15 protein-coding genes are annotated in these 18,608 nt (G+C 51.7%); 9 read left to right on the forward strand and 6 right to left on the reverse strand.

What is annotated here, in order from left to right:
- Positions 1-35 precede the first annotated feature (35 nt).
- From ACO064_RS21255 to ACO064_RS21265, 3 genes are all read left to right on the forward strand, one after another.
- Positions 36-1,409 (forward strand): TolC family protein, encoded by a 1,374-nt coding sequence (locus ACO064_RS21255; RefSeq protein WP_421829235.1) that lies wholly within the window; start codon positions 36-38, stop codon positions 1,407-1,409.
- 113 nt (positions 1,410-1,522) lie between these two features.
- Positions 1,523-1,738, forward strand: coding sequence for a DUF2188 domain-containing protein (locus ACO064_RS21260; RefSeq protein ID WP_421829236.1), 216 nt, complete (start codon positions 1,523-1,525; stop codon positions 1,736-1,738).
- A complete protein-coding gene (locus ACO064_RS21265) occupies positions 1,739-2,434 on the forward strand; it encodes a DUF421 domain-containing protein (RefSeq protein ID WP_421829237.1) in 696 nt (231 codons plus the stop codon). It abuts the gene before it with no gap.
- Positions 2,435-2,446: 12 nt separating this feature from the next.
- On the opposite strand, the gene ACO064_RS21270 is transcribed toward ACO064_RS21265, so the two are convergent.
- Positions 2,447-3,508, reverse strand: a complete 1,062-nt coding sequence (locus ACO064_RS21270; RefSeq protein WP_421829238.1) for a DNA topoisomerase IB — start codon at positions 3,506-3,508, stop codon at positions 2,447-2,449.
- Between the two features lie 129 nt (positions 3,509-3,637).
- On the opposite strand from ACO064_RS21270, the gene ACO064_RS21275 reads away from it, so the two are divergent.
- Positions 3,638-4,291, forward strand: coding sequence for a porin family protein (locus ACO064_RS21275; RefSeq protein ID WP_421829239.1), 654 nt, complete (start codon positions 3,638-3,640; stop codon positions 4,289-4,291).
- Between the two features lie 92 nt (positions 4,292-4,383).
- Here the strand turns inward: ACO064_RS21275 and ACO064_RS21280 are convergent, their stop codons facing one another.
- From ACO064_RS21280 to ACO064_RS21300, 5 genes are all read right to left on the reverse strand, one after another.
- Positions 4,384-6,012, reverse strand: coding sequence for a SulP family inorganic anion transporter (locus ACO064_RS21280; RefSeq protein ID WP_421829240.1), 1,629 nt, complete (start codon positions 6,010-6,012; stop codon positions 4,384-4,386).
- A gap of 61 nt (positions 6,013-6,073) precedes the next feature.
- On the reverse strand, positions 6,074-6,343 hold the full coding sequence (locus ACO064_RS21285) for a hypothetical protein (RefSeq protein ID WP_114404158.1): 270 nt from the start codon (positions 6,341-6,343) through the stop codon (positions 6,074-6,076).
- Positions 6,344-6,586: 243 nt separating this feature from the next.
- Positions 6,587-7,957, reverse strand: coding sequence for a sensor histidine kinase (locus ACO064_RS21290; protein WP_138989806.1), 1,371 nt, complete (start codon positions 7,955-7,957; stop codon positions 6,587-6,589).
- A gap of 3 nt (positions 7,958-7,960) precedes the next feature.
- A complete protein-coding gene (locus ACO064_RS21295) occupies positions 7,961-8,644 on the reverse strand; it encodes a response regulator transcription factor (protein ID WP_421829241.1) in 684 nt (227 codons plus the stop codon).
- A gap of 83 nt (positions 8,645-8,727) precedes the next feature.
- Positions 8,728-10,281, reverse strand: coding sequence for a neutral/alkaline non-lysosomal ceramidase N-terminal domain-containing protein (locus ACO064_RS21300; RefSeq protein WP_421829242.1), 1,554 nt, complete (start codon positions 10,279-10,281; stop codon positions 8,728-8,730).
- Between the two features lie 193 nt (positions 10,282-10,474).
- Between ACO064_RS21300 and tnpA the strand changes: the two genes are divergently transcribed.
- From tnpA to ACO064_RS21325, 5 genes are all read left to right on the forward strand, one after another.
- Positions 10,475-10,951 (forward strand): IS200/IS605 family transposase, encoded by a 477-nt coding sequence (gene tnpA, locus ACO064_RS21305; protein WP_421829243.1) that lies wholly within the window; start codon positions 10,475-10,477, stop codon positions 10,949-10,951.
- 753 nt (positions 10,952-11,704) lie between these two features.
- Entirely contained in the window at positions 11,705-12,388 is a 684-nt protein-coding gene (locus tag ACO064_RS21310; RefSeq protein ID WP_421829244.1) for an RNA polymerase sigma-70 factor, read from the forward strand.
- Between the two features lie 59 nt (positions 12,389-12,447).
- The gene (locus ACO064_RS21315; RefSeq protein ID WP_421829245.1) at positions 12,448-13,452 is read left to right on the forward strand and encodes a FecR family protein; all 1,005 of its coding nucleotides are present in this window, start codon (positions 12,448-12,450) and stop codon (positions 13,450-13,452) included.
- Between the two features lie 66 nt (positions 13,453-13,518).
- Positions 13,519-17,082, forward strand: a complete 3,564-nt coding sequence (locus ACO064_RS21320; protein ID WP_421829246.1) for a SusC/RagA family TonB-linked outer membrane protein — start codon at positions 13,519-13,521, stop codon at positions 17,080-17,082.
- A gap of 105 nt (positions 17,083-17,187) precedes the next feature.
- Positions 17,188-18,576: a RagB/SusD family nutrient uptake outer membrane protein gene (locus ACO064_RS21325; RefSeq protein ID WP_421829247.1), complete on the forward strand. Its 1,389-nt coding sequence runs from the start codon at positions 17,188-17,190 to the stop codon at positions 18,574-18,576.
- The last annotated feature ends 32 nt before the right edge of the window (positions 18,577-18,608 follow it).

The raw sequence follows: 18,608 nt of genomic DNA on the forward strand, positions 1-18,608 counted from the left end.
ATTTTGAAGGTCAGATACTTAAAAATAATACCAGAATGCGCTTCTTTCTAAGCTTGCTCCTTTTCTTTTCGTTCTTTACTTCCTGGTCTCAACCCGTTCAACCGCTCGCTCCGCGCACCCGGCGCAATTCCGTTATTACGCAGGAAGGCGAAACACTTACCTTGCAGGAAGCGATTTCGGCGGCTCTTGAGAAGAGTTACCAGGTTCGCATCTTCCGGTCGCAGGAACAGATTGCCCGCACCGATTTCAAGACGGCCAAAGCCAGTTTTTTTCCCAATGTAACGGGTAACTTGACCAACAACAGCAACTTACAAAATTTACGTCAGGAATTTCTCGATGGCTTACGTCCTCCGCAAAATCTCTACGGAATCACCAACCGGAACACCCAGGTTGGGGTGGGCGTAAACTGGACGGTTTTTAACGGTTTTGGTAATTTCATTACTTACGACCGCCTGGGCGAAGTCGTGAAGATCAGTGAAGTCAACACGCGTGCCAACATCGAAGCCACAGTGGCTGATGTGGCCACGGGCTATTACGATGTAATCCGGCAATTGCAGCAACTGGTTTCGCTCCGGCAGGCGCTGGATATCTCCCGCGACCGCCTGGAACTGGCGCGCGCCAATTATGAAGTTGGAACGCGCTCACGGGTCGATTTCCTGAGTGCGCAGGTCGATTACAACGCCGATAGCTCCGCGCTGGTGACGCAGCAGCAGAATGTTCGGAATGCCAAGGTATTGTTGAATACGCTCATCGTTCGGGACCCCACCACGGAATTTGCCGTTCGGGATACGATCATTGTGCGGACGGATATTTCGCTCGACCAGCTTCGGGAGTCGCTGACCAACAACAACCCGCTGTTGATTGCCGCGTCGCTGAACCGGCGGGTTGCCGACCTGAACCTGCGGCTGGCACGGTCGCAGCGGTTGCCGGTCGTCAATCTGGTGGGCGGATATAATTTTACGGCCATCGATAACCAGGGCGGTTTTGGGGTTCGGAGCGCCCGCAACGATGCCCTTCAGTATGGGATTCAGGCCAGCATTCCGATTTTTACCGGTTTCAACCAGCGTCGGCTGGTTGCCAATGCCCAGACCAATGCGCTCATCACCGAGTACCAGGAGTCGGACCAGCGTTTGCAACTGCAGCAGGCCCTCGAACAGACGTACTCCCAATACCGCAACAGCCTGATCCTGGTCAATCTGGAACTGGAAAGCTTCAAAATCGCCAACGAAAACGTCGAGATTGCCTTTGAACGCTACCGGGTTGGCAACTCGACGGCGGTCGAATTTCGGGATGTGCAGCGCAACGCCGTTGCTGCCGAAACCCGCCTGATCAATGCCGAATACAACACCAAACTTGCCGAAATGGAACTCCTGCGGCTCAGCAGCCAGATTCTGCAACAAACCAAATGAACTTGGAATGATGAATTATGAACGATGAATTGTGTTCTGCGGATATGAAAACAAACTGGCAAGGATACGGGTTTAATTTATCGTTCATCATTCATAACTCATCATTCAAAAGTATGCCCTGGACGAAGCAGGATTATCCGGTGTCGTTGAAAAATTTTATGGCACCGGTGCGAAACAAGGCGATTTCGATTGCCAATGCGTTGTTGAAAGAAGGAATGGAGGAGGAACGGGCGATTCCGATTGCCACCTCCAAAGCCGAAGAATGGGCGGCAAACCGGCACCTGAAAATTCGGAAAGACAAAGCCCCTGAACGATCGAAAGCGCAGTAGATGAACAACGAAGAGCCGATTCAGGCTTTTGACTGGCAACGGATGTTGCTGCATGATTTTCCCCTGAGTTACCTCGGTGAGGTGGCTTTGCGGACGTTTGTCATGTTTTTGATTCTACTGACTGCCCTCAAAATATCGGGCAAGCGGGAGGTGAAACAACTCTCGGTTTTTGAACTGGTGCTGGTCATCGGTCTGGGGTCGGCCGCGGGTGATCCCATGTTCTACCACGATGTGCCGTTGCTGGCGGCTGCGGTGGTGTTCGTGGTGATGATGGGCAGTTATAAATTCTTCACCCGGCTGAGTGACAAGAGCACACCCGTCCGCGAATTTCTGGAAGGAAAACCGGTTTACGTCATCGAAAACGGTTGCATTCTGGTTCAAAATTTCGACGATGAAGACCTGGGTCTGGATGAGCTGTTTGCTGAATTGCGAATGGCAGGCATTGAGCATCTGGGGCAGGTCCGGACGGCGATTCTGGAGCACAACGGCGAAGTCAGCATTTTTCAGTTCAAAGACGAAGACATAAAACCGGGTCTCCCCATTCTTCCTCATCAGTTAAAAGACCCCATTGATACCCTTTCCGAAGCCGGGCATTACGCCTGTTGTCGCTGCGGCCAGGTGGTGGAATACGGCCAGTCGCCGGTTTCAGCCTGCCAGCGTTGCGACCATCACCGCTGGGTGCGGGCGGAGGGATGAAGCGGTGCTATTTTACCGCTTCACTTTATCTTTCAAAAACGTCAGCAACAACTTCTCAATCGGATCAAGCCCATAGGGCGACGTTTGGCGGAACTGGTTTTTGCGCTTTAGATACGGGTTTAAATCCCGGCATTCATAGGCTTCCAGAATCTGCGGATGCACGTAGTATTTCCGGCTAACGGTCCGCGTATTGCCCAACCGATGCGCCACCTGTTCCAGAATCGTGTTGATGTTTTTCTTCGCTTCCTTTTCCGTCGAACACGGTTCCAGTTCGGCCAGCAGGCGCAGCGCGTTGACGGTTCCGGCCCAGGTGCGGAAGTCCTTGGCCGAGAATTCTTCTCCTGTCACTTCCTGTAAATAGCCGTTCACCATGCCGGAGTCGATGCTGCGGTGTTCGCCGGTTTCGTCGTAATACTGGAACAGCTCTTTACCGGGAATATCGCGGCAGGCTTTCACGAGTCGGGCCAGCCGCCGGTCGCGAACGGTTATATCGTGGTAAATGCCTTTTTTGCCCTTGAACCGAAACTGGAGTTCGGAGGTCGCTACGTTGACGTGTTTGTCTTTCAAAGTCGTCAAACCATAGTGGCCGTATTCTTTCTCGTACGATGCGTTACCGATTCGAATCAGCGTCTGTTCCATCACACTGAGGGCAATCGCAATCACCTTTTCTTTGGTCAGCTCCCGGTTTTTCAAATCCTGCTCGATGCGGGCGCGGAGGTCGGGGAGCTGTTGCCCGAAGGCAATCATCCGGAAAAACTTGGTTTCGCTGCGGATGGCATTCCAGTTGGCATGATAACGGTATTGCTTCCGGCCTTTGGTGTCGATGCCGGTGGCCTGCAGGTGTCCGTTGGGTTTGGCACAGATCCAGACGTTTTCCCAGGCTGGTGGCAAGGCCATTTTTTTGATACGGCACAGGGTTTCGTCATCGTCGATGAGGTGGTCTTTCGGGTCTTTGTAGACAAACTGATCGCCCGACCGATGGCGGTAAATGCCGGGTGTCGAATCGTTGACGTAAACTAATTTGACCGCTTTGGCGGCTTTGACGGGGTCGTGAACCAGTTCGGCTAAATTCATGGATGCGGTTAAATGTATTGCATAAACCCAAAGAGCTGGCAAATGTTAAACTGCCAGGAAGATATTTATCACTGGTTATATGAACGAAATCAGATTCATCGTTTACCAGACAAGCAATTCCTAAATTCAATGAAAAAACTCTTCTTTTTTACCTTCATCCTTGCAATTATTTCGCTAAAAGTGCATGCTCAGGTACAGATTGGCGTCCGGGCAGGAACTCACTGGTCGACGGTTCACACCCGGAATTCTTTCGCCGACGGTTCCCTGGCGAGAGGCTTTGCTGTTGCGGTTCCTGTTGAGATGGTTCTGAAAAATAGCTGGTCAATTCGGGCAGAACCGTCGGTCATTCAAAAGGGCTGGCGGTCAGGTGTAGATTATACCGATGAAATCGGTGTACCTGCCGGAACCGGGAAGCTCGTTTTGCACTATGAAGTTGCCGAGCTTCCTGTATTGATTTCGTATCGCCGGAAGGTGACGAATCGCTGGGCCTATTACGGATTGTTTGGACCCAGTCTGGGATATGCATTGGGCGGCAGGCTCACAATTACGGATAAGGGCTCTGAGATTTTTCGAGATCAGGTTCTTTTCAGGCGTCGGCTCGAAACGGCTGTCTGGGGTGGCGGAGGAGTTGAGATGGGGATCGGGCGACTCACCACCTTTTTGGACGCCCGGTTTCAATACGGGTTGAGCCAATATCCCTCGACCCTGGCGTCGTCTAAACCGAAAGAAAACACCTACGGTTTTACCGTCTCGCTGGGTTGCTGGCTACCAACCAAAAAATGACCCTGACTGCAGGGCGGTCAGGGTCATCGGTCTTCTATCACACAAAGATAGGACTACGCTAATTATTGAGGGGAAAGCCCGGAAAACCGGTGCTAGTTCATTTCTTCGATTTCCCGCAGGTGCCGGTTGCGCATGGCAATGACCGATTCCGGGACGGGTTTATAATCAGCCGGTTCACGCAGGAAAATCAGACGGATGTTGCGTTTATGGGCGGTTTCTTTAAAATTCTGAATCGTGTTCATTACATCGCTGTCGATGTACGACGAATGGCTGCTGTCGATTTCCACAATGGCGTTTTCGGGCACGTTCATCAGCACTTTCACCATGCTGGCCTTGCTCAGGAACGAAACATAATCGCCGAGACTGATGCGAATGTGTTCCTGCCCGTTGTCCTGAAAGGTTTCCAGTTTATGGGCATTGAGGTAATTTTCCCGCAGGATGAAAAACAGGGCGACCAGCATACCGATGCCGATGCCAGTCAGCAAATCCGTCATCAAAATGGCAACGACGGTGACCACGAAAGGCAAAAACTTGGCGATACCTTCCTCAAAAAGCTGCTTGAAAATCCGGACGCGGGTCAGTTTGTAGCCGGTGATGAGTAAAATCGACGCGAGTGCCGCCCACGGAATCCGGTTGAGCACTGTCGGTAGGGCAATCACACACACCAGCAGCAACGTTCCGTGTACCAGGGCCGCGAGCTTTGTTCGGGCACCGGCATTGATGCTAACCGAACTCCGGACAATCACGGACGTCAGCGGAATGCCTCCAATCAGTCCACTCACCATGTTGCCGATTCCCTGCGCCTTCAGTTCGGCGTTGGTGGACGTTTTGCGTTTCAGCGGGTCCAGCTCATCCGTTGCTTCAATCGACAGCAGGGCTTCCAGGCTGGCTACCAAGGCAATGGAAATGGCCGCTGTGTAGACTTGCGGATTGGTCCATTGTTCAAAATCCGGCATCGTGAACAGATTGACGAAAGCCGCCGGACTATCGGGTACCGGTAATTGCACCAAATGGTTACCTTGCAAGGCCCAATCACTCTGAAAAATTCCGATCAGTCCGTTGATGGTAATCCCCGATACCACCACCACCAGGGCTGCCGGTACATTTTTCAGAATCTTGTTTTCTTTGAAAAATGGGCGTTCCCACAGCAGCAGAATCGCCAGCGACACGACGGCAATCAAAAAAGCAACACCGTTGAGCTGGCCGATGGCGGCCTGAAACTGACTAACGATGTTGAATCCATCGGGCTGAAAGAGTGAAATCTCTTCGGCCGAATCCGTATCGTAGCCGACCAAATGCGGTATCTGCTTGATAATCAGAATAACACCAATACCGGCTAACATGCCTTTGATAACCGATGAAGGAAAGAAGTTGCTGACAATCCCGGCCCGCATGTACCCCAGCCCAATCTGGAGAACACCGGCCAGGAAGGTTGCCAGCAGAAAAGCCGGAAACGAACCCAGCGACTCGATGGCGGCCAGTACAACGACAATCAGACCTGCCTCAGGCCCCGAAATACTCAGTGCTGAACGACTGAACAGACCGACCACCAGGCCGCCGACAATCCCGGCAATGATTCCTGAAAAAAGAGGGGCTCCGGAAGCCAGGGCAATTCCCAGACAAAGCGGGACGGCTACCAGAAATGAAACAACACCTCCTTTGATATCTCCTTCCACGTTGCTCAAATCAACGATTTGAAAGTTTTTTTGTGTTGTTTTCATGATGATGAATGGTTGGATAAGGTCACAATAGGATAATCGCAACGCGGTCAAACCGGTCCGGTCAGTTGGCAGAACTGACCTCGATTGCGGTGGTTTCGCGCTGGTTTAGCTCCAGTAAACGCTTTTCCAACTCAACTTTTACGGCCCGCAGCGAGTCCGCTTCCGATGCCTTGACTTCATATTTCGTGCGATAAATTTCCTTATCCTGGCTATTTTCGCGGTAGTTGATGTATAAATCGAGGGCAATGGTGGCAAAAATTAATCCCCAAACCGTTCCCCAATTAACGAGTTTACTCGATTTTTTTTCGGTGTTGTTCGTATCGACTATCATAACTCTCCATAGTTTGTGTGACTCAGTCGGACGATTTTCCACGATACAAACTCAATCCCAGGTCTTTAAATGCCCCAACCCATTGACGGGCAATGGGTCGAACCGGACAGGACTGATGATACTTTTTATCGTAGTGAAAACCTTTCCTTGTGATGATACAAATCTACAACCGTATGGAAAGCAGGTAATTAAGAGGTAATTAGAAGTCGATGAGAAGTCGATTAGAAGTCAATTAGGAAACGATTAGAACGTTTTGGGTAGCTTCAATGTAAAGGTCGTGCCTTCGTTGATTTTGGACGCAACCGAGATCTGTCCACGGTGAAGCTGAATGATGCGGTAGGTCAGCGGCAGGCCGATGCCGTAGCCGAGGATTCGTTTGGCGTTTTCGGCCCGGAAGAAGGGTTCGTAGATGTGCTTGATGTCGGCCGGGTCAATTCCGATCCCTTCGTCTTTGAACTGAATCGTCGCCCACTGCTCATCCGCCCCCAGGATTACTTCAACCCGGTTGTTGGCCGAAAATTTACACCCGTTCTCCATCAGGTTTACGAAAGCTGAAATCAGCAACGCCAGGCTGCCCTGAACCGTAAGCGAAGACTGGATGGTTTCGCTTTCGAAGGAAAAAATGACCTGATAATCCGGTCGGCGGGTTGTCAACATCTTGGTTGCCTGATAGATGGCTTCGTCCAGGGCCACCTCGTGGAATTTGATGGGCGCATCGTCGAGGCTCACCTGCGTCAGTTCCAGCAAATTGTTCGACAACACGTTTAACCGTTTGATCACGTCCAGAACGGCCACCCATTTGGCTTCGTGTTCTTCAACGGTACGCTTCTTGATGAGCGTCACTTCGATCTGGCCGGTGATGATCGTGAGGGGCGTCCGGAGTTCGTGGGAGGCATTGGCCACAAAATTCCGTTGAACTTCAAACGCTTCCTGCACCCGGTCGAGCATCGAGTTGAAGGTTTTGGCCAGTTGCGCAATCTCATCGCTGTTATCGCTGGCATCCACCCGCATGTTCAGGTTCGACGCCCTGATGCGGTCCACCTGCCGGATCACATTGGAAATCGGTTGCAAAAAACGACCCGCAAACATCCAGCCCGAAATACCCACCAGCGAAAGGCTGAAAACCAGCCCGAAACCGAGGATATTCCGCAAATGAGCAATTTCCGTCAGCCCAGATTCGTCGTAGGCGGTGGCAATGATTACGTATTCCTGTTGCTGATAGGTGTAGGCCAACCCGACGATCTCCCGGGTTTTGCGACGCATGTAGAGTTGCTTCTGTTTACGAACGCGATCAAGCAGGTCGCGTTGGCTCGCAATACCGTGTGCGGTGTCGGCACTGGCGTAAATCTGTTTATTCTGCTGGTCGTAAATAACGATGTGTTCTTCGGGCAAAGATGTCAGGTTGTTGCGTTCAATTAAACGAAGAATAGCCGGATCGACTTCGTCTTCTTCAATTAGTAAACGGGCGGTAATGCGGGCTTTGTCGGTCAGCCGGTAATAGAAATCGCGTTGCCGGAAATATTCAGAAATAAAATAGATCGCCAGCGAAAAAAGCACCAGATTGGTGGCGACAATAATCAGGAAAGTAACCGAAATGCGCGCTCTTATTTTCATCTGTTATTCTTCAGATTCCTGCATGATGTAGCCAATACCGGTGATGGTATGGATCAATTTGGGGGAGAAATCCTTATCGATTTTTTTTCGTAAGTAATTCACATACACATCGACCACATTGGTACCGGTATCGAAGTTGACATCCCACACTTTTTCGGTAATCTCATTGCGGGACAGGGCTTTATTCTGGTTTTTCATAAAAAACTCCAGCAGCGCCAGTTCGCGGGCGGTCAGAATGATTTTCTGGGTGCCGCGTTTGACGGTTTTACTTTGCTGGTTCAATTCCAGATCCGCAATTCTAAGCACCGTGGCATCCGACGGATTGGTGCTTCTTCGGCGATTCAAAGCCCGCAGCCGGGCCACCAGTTCCCGAAATTCGAACGGTTTGATCAGGTAATCGTCGGCCCCGGCATCGAAACCGCTCAGTTTGCTTTCCGTACTTCCCAGGGCCGTCAGCATCAGAATCGACACGTCTTCGTAGCGGCTGCGGATGAGTTTGCACAGCTCGAAACCGTTGATCACCGGAAGGTTTACATCCAGGATGATCGTGGGATAGTCGTTGTTGGCCAGCATCACCTGAGCCTGCAAAGCATCGCCGGCTACGTCGGCTTCGAAGCCATAGTCTTCCAGTCCGCTTTTAATAAATGAAGCTACTTCCTGTTCGTCTTCAACAAGTAAAATTCGCATACCAATTAACGTTACAGGAGTTGAATCGTTTAGGTTTGAAAATAATATCTACTGGAAAATAAAGCAATCAACTCCTTTTTTTGCTATAAATCGCGCAATAATTTGGCCATAGCCTGGTATAATTTGGGAGCGGTTTCGGATCCGGTGGAGTTGACTTCACCATACGGTTTGTTCTCCTGGTTGTAAATATGCGGAGCCTCTGTATCCCATTCACTTTTCGGAATAATGTAGCCCAGTTCATCATTCGCCAGCCCGATCACAAACTTGTATTTTCCCGGCATCAAACTTCTCAGCGGAGGAGTTTCGATCGGTTTGATACGAAAGTCGGCACCCACCGGATTTTCAACCCCACCGTTGACGATTTCGGGATATATTTCCCCCGGAACACACAGAAACGACGCTTCGCCTAAACGGAAAGCCGCAATTTCGCTCCGGAAGTTCCCCCAACTGCTAAAACCGGCATCCAGAACGCCCAATCCGACTGCCAGCCGGAACAATTTATTGTCCAGTGGGATTTCGATCGTGTGCGCTCTCAACCGGATGTCGGCCGGTTGGGTTGTCGTGGTATCCTGCTGCAACGACTTGTAAATCAGCATGGCCAGGTGCTTTCCCTGCGCATCGGCTTTTTCAAACGTCGGCTCTTTAAACCGCTCGCCCGTCAGCGGGTCCTGAATGGTCACTTTCGGCGAGGTGGTCATCAATCCGCCTACGCAGCCGGACGCATACACCACCGTGCCACCCAATCCCTTCTGCACCACCGAATCGCCCTGCACGATTCCTTTTTCCAGATACGCCCGAACGTAATGCGGGAAATCGGAAGTCAGCAGGGTGTTTTTGCTCCACAAGGTTTCAGGGTGATTTCCCCAGACGACGAGCGTTCCCAGGGTGCTGTCTTTCACCGCATCCAGCACCTGCATACTATACAAACCGGCGTCTTTTACCAGCGGTTTTCGGGTATCCATCAGCAGCGAATCCGCACCGGCCAAATCCTGCGCAAAACGCAGCCGCGCCGGGCGCAGCTTTTCGACGGCCTGCACAATGGCCCGCGTCACCTGCTGCTCAACAAAGAGTTCATAGGCTTTGTTTACGCCACTTTTCAGAATACTGCCGCCCCACATGCCCAGAAAATCCGGTGCTTCGTGGGTGTGGGTGCTGCACACGATAGAATAGGTAACGCCCGCGCTGGCGGGGATGGATTTCCGGACATTGATGACGTTTTTGTGCGTGAAGCCGAGCAGGTCGACGGCCACGATGGCCAGCCGGGTTTTCCCATCGTCGATCACCATCGCCCGCGCCCACAAATCGTCGTGAACGCCGTTGGCCGCGCGTTTCTGGCTGAATCCCGCCATCCAGTAGGCATCGAATTCGCCGTTGTGGTTGCCGTCGGTAAAGGTGTCGCCATCCTCCGGTTTATAAGCCGCATCCTGGTTTTTGTCCGTCCAGCGGTCGGGGAGGTAGGGGGTGATTTTCAGCGCCGAAAAACCGACTTTAAGCGACTGGGGCTTGGCAGGAGCCGGAATGTTCAGGTCGAGCGAATAGCCGGGATGCCGGTCGCGGCTGTTGTAGTAACCATAGCCCGCACCTAATACGACGAGCGCAACCAGAAAGAGCAGGAAACCGATGAAAAATTTACGCACGGAGGAAGGAGTTAAGGAGTTCGTGTAAAAGTAAAGATTTACCGGTTACGGTACTTCGGTTTACGGTTTACGACGGGACAGACGCAGTCATTTTCTTATGCTGATCAAGAGTTATAATTGCGTATGCCGATTTGACTAAGTGACTTCAGTTTTAAAAAAATGTCTAATAGAAGTCATTAAACGCATTCTGGTTATGGCGGATACGTACACGCAGCTTTACGTACAGATTGTATTTGCCGTTAAAGGCCGTCACAGTCTTATTCCACGGGAGCACAAAGAAGAATTGCATCGCTATGTAACGGGGATCGTACAAAACAGGGGCGCTAAGTTACTGGCCATCCATTGCATGCCCGATCATGTCCATTTATTGGTTGGATTTTCTCCCACATTAACCATTGCCAGTTTGGTTAAGGATATAAAAACGGCGACTTCTGCTTTTATTAAAGATAAACGCTGGACACGAATTCCATTTTACTGGCAGGAAGGGTATGGGGCTTTTACCTATTCTCATTCTCAGGTTGGTGCGGTTGTCCGCTATATTTTAAATCAGGAAGAACATCACCGCAAGCACACGTTTCGGGAGGAATACCTTACACTGCTGGAAAAATTTGAAGTGCCGTTTGAAACGAAATACCTGTTTGAATGGATTGATGACGGAAACAGTCAGTAAAAACCGTAAACAATGGATGATGGTACGCTCCTCCGGAGCTTGATGACATCTACTGAACTCCGTCTGCTATTAACAGAAAACCCCTCCGGGGTAATGCACATCCTATCCCCATCGGCACCCTCAATCCCGGTGGGAATCCCTGTTAACAACAAACAAGCCGACTTTTGACAGAAAACCCCGCCGGAGTAATGCCAATACGACACCAGGCGGCACCCTCAATCCCGGAGGGATTTCCTGTTAACAGCAAACAAGCCGACTTTTGACAGATAACTCCTCCGAGGGAATGCACATCACATCCTATCCCAGGCGGTACCCTCAATCCCGGAGGGATTTCCTGTCAATAGCAAACAATCCCTGCTACGACGGCCCTAAGCTCCGGAGGAGCGCCCCAGCCCAGCGGGTTTGATCACAATCACAACCATTTTTGACTTAATTCGAGAAATTTTAAAATCACCTTAGTGATTTTGGTAAAAAGCCGACTACAGACAGAAGATCCCTCTAGGGTAATGCCAATACGACCCTAAGCGGTACATTCAATCCCGGAGGGATTCCCTGTTAATAGCAAACAAACCTTGCCATGGCGACCCCCAGCTCCGGAGGAGCGCCCCAGCCCGGCGGTTTGATCACAATCACAATCATTTTTGACTTTATTTGAGAAATTTTTAAAACCAACTAAGGTGATTTTGGTGAAAAGTTGTCTTTCTTACTAAAGCATTGTCTCTTTCAAAGACCCGTTCGTTTTAATCAAAGATCATGCAAACCCGTCAACGGTTCGATTCTGCCGACCCGCACGTTCCGACAATTACCACAACCGGGAATGACCCTGGTCTGGAAATCGAGCCAGCGGATGAAAAGCCGGGTCGCCAGGATGCGGAATGGTTTATCCGGCGGACGTTCAGTGAGAACCCGCAAAAAGGGTGCGAACTGCTTTTTCGGCGGTATCACCAGGTGCTGTGCAGCCATGCCGTTCGGTTTGTCTACTCCAAAGAGACGGCAGAAGACCTCGTTAGCGATGTGTTTTGTAAATTCTGGAAAACAAAGGCCTACGAATCCGTCACGGATTCGTACCGGTATTACCTGTTCCGCAGTGTCCGGAACGAAGCCTACAATTACCTGCGCCTGGAATTCAAAAAGCTGGAAGACCTGGAAACCGCCGACGCCCAGGAAAGCGCCCCCAGCCAGCGCCCCGACCAGATTATTCAGTTTGAAGAAGTCTTTCACCGGGTCGAAGATCTGGTCGAATCGATGCCTCCGCAATGCCGGAAAGTATTTCTGCTGAGCCGTTTCGAAGGAAAAAAATACCAGACCATCGCGACCGAGTTGGGCCTTTCGATCAAAACCGTCGAAGTGCATATGGTGAAAGCCCTGAGCATTATTCGGAAAGGGTTGAAAGAGCACTGGCTGATTTTGCTGGCCCTGTGGATGAATAATTCCTGAAGCCACTAAGGTGCTTTTGCCGAAAAGTTGTCTTATGAATAAACAGCAGGTTGCAGGAAATGGAATCGGAAGTCAACAAAAGTTTGCTATTTAACCACTTCGCCCGGAAGACGTCTCCGCTGCAGCGGGAGTTGATTGCGCAGTGGCTTCAGGAAAAAGCAAACGAAGAGCGCTACTACGAATGGCTGGAAGAGTGGGAAAATTTGCATCCGCAGTATTTGACCCAAACCGACGGCGCGCTTCAGCGTTACACGGCTTTCTTGAAAGACAATCCGCAAACCGACGCCGTCGATACCGCCCAGACGGTTCTTGCGCCCGTGCAAAACCGCTGGTCGATCAGGCCCTGGCTGGTGGCGGCATCCTTTCTGCTGCTGGTCAGCATTGGCGCTTTTTTGTTCCGCACTTCGATCCGCTATCAAACTTACGAAACAGGATTTGGCGAAACCCGTTCGCTGCAACTGGCCGACGGAAGTGCCGTGCTCCTGAATGCGAATTCGACGTTGCGCGTACCCCGCTGGGGATTTGGGACGCGCATCCGGGAAGTGCTGCTCACCGGCGAAGCCAATTTTTCGGTGACCCACACGGCCGACGATCAGAAATTTGTCGTCAAAACCGTCAAGAATTTTGAGGTGGTGGTTCTGGGAACGGAATTCACCGTTTTTGCCCGAAAACGCGGAGCCAAAGTAACCTTGAACAAGGGTAAAGTTCAGGTGCAGGTGCAAACCGGGCAAACCGTGAAGCAGGTGATGATGAAACCCGGCGAACTGGTGACGCTCGACCCACACAACCACATTGCCCTGAAAACCATGAAGCAAACCCGACTGCACCCAGCCTGGGGCGAAAAACGTTTCGTTTTTGAGGAAACGCCTTTGCAGGAAGTGGCCTATCTCCTCGAAGAAAACTACGGTTTACAGGTCGATATCAAAGATCAGAAACTGGCCGGGCGGGTGCTGATGGGGTCATTTCGGGCCGATAATGTCGATCAATTGTTGCAGTCCATCTCGGAATTGCTGGATATTAACGTGGTCCGGCAGGGCAATCATGTCCAGTTAATGGACAATTAAACAAGACTTTCTAAACCCTTACTTTCAATGGTAAATTCTTTACGAAAGGCTCCGCAAGCGGGGCTTATGCTTCTCCTATTGCTTTTTGGGCTCCGACCGGGCTGGTCACAGCCCCTGGCGCTGGCCAGTACGATGCGGCAAAAACCGGTTGAAATCCCACGGGGAACTGTCCGGCAACTCAAAGACGTACTGAACGATCTGAAGAACACCTACGGGGTCGATATTATGTTCGAACTGCGTGCCGTAGAAGGGTTTACGGTTACGTCGGAAGCCATTAATCCGAAAGCTACGCTCGAAAAAAACCTCGGCAATGTGTTGCGGCCGCTGGGTTTGCGGTACAAAAAAGTAAACAGCAGTTCGTATCTGGTCATCGGCGACAAAAAAGCGCGGAAAGTGGCCGATGCCGAAACCCGGCTTCCGGATCCTGTGCTCTCCCAGCCAACGTCGGCGAATGGCACTACGGAAAGGACGGCGGCCACCGCTGAACTTCCGCTGGCGGCCCCGGCGAAAGCGCCCGTAGCGGACCGGATTCTGACGGGAAGTGTGAAAAGCGAAACCGGCGAGCGTCTGCCGGGGGTCAGTGTGGTGGTGAAAAAAACCACGCGGGGAACCACGACCGACGGAAACGGCGAATTTCGGCTCAACGTTCCCGAAGATGCCGCCACATCGGCACTGGTGCTGGTCTTTTCGTTCGTCGGGTATTTGAATCAGGAAGTGGCGATTGGCAACCGGAACACCATTGATGTGCAACTGGCACCCGACCAGAAAACCCTGAATGAGGTCGTGGTGGTGGGCTATGGAACGCAGAAAAAGAAGGATTTAACGGGTTCAATTGTCAACCTGAGCGGCAAAGACCTGTTGCCGGTTCCGGCCGCCAGCTTCGATCAGATGATGCAGGGCAAGGTGGCAGGAGCGCAGATCACCCAGACCACGGGGGCGCCGGGCGGCAACGTCAACGTCGTCATTCGGGGCATCAGTTCCATTACTGGCGGCAATCAGCCCTTGTATGTCATCGACGGATACGCCATCGGTTCGATGGGCGGAGGGTCGGATTTGAGCAGCTTCACCGGAAATTCCTACTCGGCCAGCGGCATGGCCACAAATGCTTCGACGACGAAAATTAATCCGCTGAGCACCATTAATCCGTCTGATATTGAGTCAGTTGAAATCTTGAAAGATGCCTCGGCAACGGCGATTTATGGTTCACGCGGTGCCAATGGCGTGGTGATCATCACGACCAAACGGGGCAAACAGGGCAAAACCAGCATCAATCTGGAGTCGTCGGTGGGCGTTCAGACGCTGGCGAAGAAACTGGATATGCTCAATCCGCAGCAGTTTGCGCAGATGGTGGCCGAAGGTCGCGACAACGCCTGGGTGTATCTGGGCGGTAAAGCCACCGATCCCAACAGCGTGCGCGGTCAGCCCCAGTGGGTACGACCGGACTACCGAAACCCGCAGTTGCTGCCCACCACAGGAACCGATTGGCAGGATGTGATTTTCCGACCAGCAACGCTTCAGAATTACCAGCTATCGGCCAGCGGTGGCACCAACGACATCAATTACTACGTTTCGGGCGGTTATTTCGATCAGGAAGGGATCATCATCGGCTCCAATCTGAAAAAATTTACCCTCCGCACCAACATCGACGCGCAACTCACCAAACGCCTGAAACTGGGCGCTTCCTTTGCCGGATCGTATTCCTACGGCAATTTTGCCCGCGCCGAGGGAACCGTCGGGCAGCGTGGACTGCTGGCGGCCACCCTGTCCAGCTCGCCACTGGCACCGGTTTACGATCAGAACGGCAATCCGTATTCCGAACTGGTTGATCCAATGGGTGTTCCGGTCGAGAATCCGCTGGTGATTGTGCGGGAATTCACCGACAAACGCAATGCGGCTAACATCTTCACCAACAACTATTTAGAGTATGAATTGATGAGCGGGTTGCGGCTTAAATCGTCGGTGGGCGTCAACTACACCACCAACAACAACCGCATCTGGAAGTCGTCGCGGATTGGTGACGGTTTCAACCTGACGGGACCACCCACCGCCGGGGCCTACGTCAGTAAAAGCCTGAACTGGCTGAACGAAAACACGCTCAGTTTTCAGCGGATGCTGGGTGAAAAACACAATTTCAACAGTGTGATCGGGTTCACAGTTCAGAAGAATTCGGACGATATTCTGCAGGCTGGCGCGTCCGATTTCCCGACGGATTACATACCGTTTCTGTCGGGCGGCAACGTCAATGCGGGGACGAATTTCGTCTCGGAATGGTCGATGCTGTCGATGCTGGCGCGGGTCAATTACACCTTCAACGGGCGGTATTTGCTGACGGCCACCGTGCGTCGCGATGGCAGTTCGCGGTTTGGAGCCAACCACAAGTGGGGAACCTTTCCGTCGTTTTCGCTGGGCTATCGCCTGTCCGATGAACCGTTCATGGCAGGCTTTACTTTTGTCAATGACCTGAAAATCAGAGCCAGTTATGGCACCTCCGGGAATAATCTGATCGGCAATTACGCCCACATCGGTCTGCTCGGAACGTCGCGCTACGTCACCACCAGCGGTATTGTGCTGGGCATTACACCCCAAAGCCTGGCCAACGACGACCTTACCTGGGAAAAATCGCTTCAGGCCGACATTGGACTGGACGTTTCTCTGTTCAAAAACCGCCTGTCATTCACCGTCGATGCCTACCGAAATGTCAAGAAAGGGCTGCTGCTAAACACCTTGCTACCGGCAGCTTCCGGCTTCGACTCGTCCATTCAGAACATCGGCGAAGTGGAGAACAAAGGGCTGGAATTGACGGTGAGTTCGGAAAACGTCCGGGGAAAAAACTTTTCCTGGACCACCAATCTGAACCTGAGCACCAACCGGAACAAGGTGCTGGCACTCAGCACGTCCAGCTCCCGGATTGTTAACTCGCCCTACCAGGTCAGTCAGGTCGGTTCACCCATTTCGAGTTTCTTCATGCTCAATGCGCTGGGCGTTTTCAGGACGCCGGAAGAGATCAAAGCCAGCCCGCTGGTGCATCCGGCCACCCAACCCGGCGACCTGCGGTTTGAAGATGTCAACAAGGATGGACGGATTACGGATGCGGACAAGAAAATCGTCGGAAATCCGTGGCCCAAATACACCTGGGGCTTCAACAACAAGTTTACATTTCGAAATATCTCCCTGAATGTCAGCGTGATCGGTACGGAGGGGAACCTGGTTTATCTTCAGGCTGGTGAAACCCAGTTGAACGTTGCGGGCGTTCAGAACCAGCTTGTCATTGCCGATCGTCGCTGGAAATCGGCCGAAGATCCCGGTGACGGCCTACTTCCGCGAGCGATCCGGAATGATTATGCACGGGGAAACAGCATGTCGTCGCGGTATTTGTTCGACGGTTCGTACGTGCGCATCCGGAACATCAATCTTTCGTATTCATTCCCAACCGCGCTCGCCGGTCGGCTTGGCCTTCAAAACTTTACCCTTTTTGCAGATGTGACCAATGCTTACACCTTCACAAAGTATCCCAGTTTTGATCCGGAAGCCAGCATCGGCGGGGACAACATTGCCAAATCCGGGATCGATTTCTATTCGTATCCGGTTCCACGCATTGCCACATTGGGGTTACGGGTCGCTTTTAAATAACGATACCGGTTTTTTATAATAACATTATCGAATACGATTATGAAACCGAAAATACTACATAAACCAAGCACGATACTGGCCGTTTTTCTGGTCATGATTTCAAGTATGTCGTGTAAAGAATTTCTGGAATTGCAGCCACAGAACCAGATTAACGACGAGAGTTTCTACCGCACAGCGGCCGATTTTGAAAGCTCACTTTTGGGTGTTTACAGCTCATTCAAAGGATTTCATACCGGTAATCTGCATTATATCAATGAACTGGCAACGGACAATGCCGAACTTCAGTGGCTGGCGCCAACAGCCGCCGAAGTGGAGTTTGACGACAATAGCGTTACGGCCGCCAACGCCACGGTTCTGGCGACCTGGAACGTGGGCTTATACACCATCGCCCGCTGTAATACCATTCTAAACCGCATCAAAGGCGCTTCTTTCGACCCGGTTGTGAGGGATCGGATTACGGGAGAAACCCGGTTTTTCCGGGCCTGGAGTTACTTTTACCTGGTGCAGTTGTTTGGGCGGGTGCCGGTTACCGACGTGGAATTCCGAAGTCCCGGCAACATTGCGGCCACCGATTTATCGCTAAAACCGCAGGAGGAAGTTTATAAACTTATCATTGACGACCTGACCACCGCCGAGTCGATGATGTCGGCAACCTTGAACGCCGATAAAGGGCGGGTTTCCAGAGGAACCGTCAAAACGCTGCTGGGAAAAGTGTATCTGACCAAAAAAGACTATGCGTTGGCGGCTGCGAAACTGAAAGAGGTTATCGACGAAAAACAGTATTCCTTAGTACCCGATTATAAATCGCTGGTGGTCAAAGGAAATAACAATGTAGCCGAATCTATTTTCGAAATTAAGTTTGTCTCCGGGGCCAATCTGGGCAATTTGTATTCGGTACAGTTTACGCCAGCTCTGTCTAATATGCTGCTGTTTCCTAACAACCAAAGTGGCGGTGGGCGAATGGTGCCGGCATTGAATTCCTTCAACGCATTTGAAAAAGCGGATCGGCGAAAAGCGGCTTCGGTTAACGACACGATCACCTTGCTGGGCGGCACGAAGGTCTATAGCCGGTATGGGTTAAAGTTTGTGGATTTCAGCGCAATCAACGTGTCCGACGGCAGTGTTACCTATCCGGTTTCGCGGTTTTCCGATGTGCTGCTGATGTACGCCGAAGCCCTGAACGAGCAGGACAAAACCGCCGATGCGCTGCCGTACATTAACCAGGTGCGCAAACGCGCCGGTTTGTCGGATCTGGCCGGACTGGATAGACCGGCGCTCCGGCTGGCGCTGGAGAAAGAACGGAAAGTGGAGTTTTTGTTCGAAGGGCAACGCTGGTTTGATCTGGTTCGCACGGGCCGCGCCATCGAGGTCATGAATGCGCATTTCGCCAGCAAAGGCATCAGTTTCAGAATGACTGAAAACGAGTTGCTCATGCCGATTCCGCTGCGGGAAATTGACCTGAATCCGGCGTTAACCCAAAATCCGGGCTATTGACCACACCAACCTTTTTGTTCTTTAATTCGATG

The organism is Larkinella sp. (genome assembly GCF_965227735.1).
Lineage (GTDB): Bacteria > Bacteroidota > Bacteroidia > Cytophagales > Spirosomataceae > Larkinella.

Bases quoted from the DNA above. Each gene is read 5' to 3' on its own strand.
- ACO064_RS21255 (WP_421829235.1), top strand. From the start codon at position 36: ATGCGCTTCTTTCTAAGCTTGCTCCTTTTCTTTTCGTTCTTTACTTCC.
- ACO064_RS21260 (WP_421829236.1), top strand. From the start codon at position 1,523: ATGCCCTGGACGAAGCAGGATTATCCGGTGTCGTTGAAAAATTTTATG.
- ACO064_RS21265 (WP_421829237.1), top strand. From the start codon at position 1,739: ATGAACAACGAAGAGCCGATTCAGGCTTTTGACTGGCAACGGATGTTG.
- ACO064_RS21270 (WP_421829238.1), bottom strand. From the start codon at position 3,508: ATGAATTTAGCCGAACTGGTTCACGACCCCGTCAAAGCCGCCAAAGCG.
- ACO064_RS21275 (WP_421829239.1), top strand. From the start codon at position 3,638: ATGAAAAAACTCTTCTTTTTTACCTTCATCCTTGCAATTATTTCGCTA.
- ACO064_RS21280 (WP_421829240.1), bottom strand. From the start codon at position 6,012: ATGAAAACAACACAAAAAAACTTTCAAATCGTTGATTTGAGCAACGTG.
- ACO064_RS21285 (WP_114404158.1), bottom strand. From the start codon at position 6,343: ATGATAGTCGATACGAACAACACCGAAAAAAAATCGAGTAAACTCGTT.
- ACO064_RS21290 (WP_138989806.1), bottom strand. From the start codon at position 7,957: ATGAAAATAAGAGCGCGCATTTCGGTTACTTTCCTGATTATTGTCGCC.
- ACO064_RS21295 (WP_421829241.1), bottom strand. From the start codon at position 8,644: ATGCGAATTTTACTTGTTGAAGACGAACAGGAAGTAGCTTCATTTATT.
- tnpA (WP_421829243.1), top strand. From the start codon at position 10,475: ATGGCGGATACGTACACGCAGCTTTACGTACAGATTGTATTTGCCGTT.
- ACO064_RS21310 (WP_421829244.1), top strand. From the start codon at position 11,705: ATGCAAACCCGTCAACGGTTCGATTCTGCCGACCCGCACGTTCCGACA.
- ACO064_RS21315 (WP_421829245.1), top strand. From the start codon at position 12,448: ATGGAATCGGAAGTCAACAAAAGTTTGCTATTTAACCACTTCGCCCGG.
- ACO064_RS21320 (WP_421829246.1), top strand. From the start codon at position 13,519: ATGCTTCTCCTATTGCTTTTTGGGCTCCGACCGGGCTGGTCACAGCCC.
- ACO064_RS21325 (WP_421829247.1), top strand. From the start codon at position 17,188: ATGTCGTGTAAAGAATTTCTGGAATTGCAGCCACAGAACCAGATTAAC.